The sequence below is a fragment of the Streptomyces niveiscabiei genome, from assembly GCF_001419795.1.
GTDB classification, from domain to species: domain Bacteria; phylum Actinomycetota; class Actinomycetes; order Streptomycetales; family Streptomycetaceae; genus Streptomyces; species Streptomyces niveiscabiei.
On sequence record NZ_LIRL01000322.1, the window covers coordinates 1 to 1,099 of the forward strand.

A 1,099-nucleotide genomic window follows, 5' to 3' on the forward strand; every position below is an offset into this window, starting at 1 on the left:
CGGCGGTTCCGACTTTATCAGGTTCTCCGGGTCCTTCTGACCACCGATCTGCGAGCACGCAGAAAGAAGCCTTAGGAAAAGGAGTCTGAGCTAGTTGGATGCTGCCTGGAGCAGGACGCGAGACCGCGTCGCTCACCCTCAAGCAGGGGTACGACTGTACACGCGGCGCCAGACGGCATGCAAATCGATTAGGGTCATGGTCTGGACCACTGGTCTAGACCGCAGATCGGGAACTCTCGTGCGGAACTGGTACTTCATATGACATACGCTGCTGCACAGTGCACTGCCGGAGACAGGCAGTGACGGTCCAGGTACATCTCCATCCCCTCCACCCTCTGGGAGGCACTCCGTGACCACCGTGACGTCCCCGCTCGCAGGACGCGCCATCGGACTGGCCGCCGTGCCNNGGCACGGCGATCGACCCGGTGCGTGAGCCCTCCGAGGCCGTCGCCCCCGTGGACGGTGTCGTCGTCTCCCTCCACCCGCACGCGTTCGTCGTGGTCGACGCCGAAGGGCACGGTGTCCTCGTCCACCTCGGTATCGACACCGTGCAGCTCAACGGGCAGGGCTTCGATCTGCTGGTGAACAAGGGCGACACCGTCACGCGCGGGCAGGCGGTGGTGCGCTGGAACCCGGCGGCCGTGGAGGAGGCCGGCAAGTCCCCCGTGTGCCCGGTCGTGGCGCTGGAGGCCACCGCCGACTCCCTCGGTGACGTACGCGAGGATGGCGATGTGAAGTCCGGGGACGTTCTGTTCTCCTGGCAGTGACATACAGCAGTGACACAACAGCAGTGAGCACGACAGCAGTGACACACCGGCTGTAGGCCGACGGCCGGTGGGCAGGCACGACCATCGCGGCGGCGCGTGCCGTCGCAACTATCGGAGACGGTGAGATGGAGACAACGCTGCGAGGCGTCGGTGTGAGCCACGGTGTGGCGATCGGCCAGGTACGGCACATGGGGACGGCGGTCCTGGAACCGCCCGCCAAGCAGATCCCGGCCGACGAGGCGGACCGTGAGCAGGGCCGCGCCCGCCAGGCCGTGGACGCGGTGGCGGCCGATCTGACCGCGCGCGGCAACCTGGCCGGCGGCGAGGCCCAG

General features: G+C 67.3%; 1 protein-coding gene and 1 pseudogene. Both read left to right on the top strand.

Annotation, left to right across the window (positions count from 1 at the left end; translation table 11 throughout):
- Positions 1–407: 407 nt before the first annotated feature.
- Positions 408–767: pseudogene (locus AOK24_RS16495) on the top strand (PTS sugar transporter subunit IIA); the annotation flags it as partial.
- A 125-nt stretch (positions 768–892) separates the two neighbouring features.
- A partial coding sequence (locus AOK24_RS50735) for a phosphoenolpyruvate-utilizing N-terminal domain-containing protein (RefSeq protein ID WP_276206838.1) occupies positions 893–1,099 on the top strand: 207 nt, incomplete at its 3' end.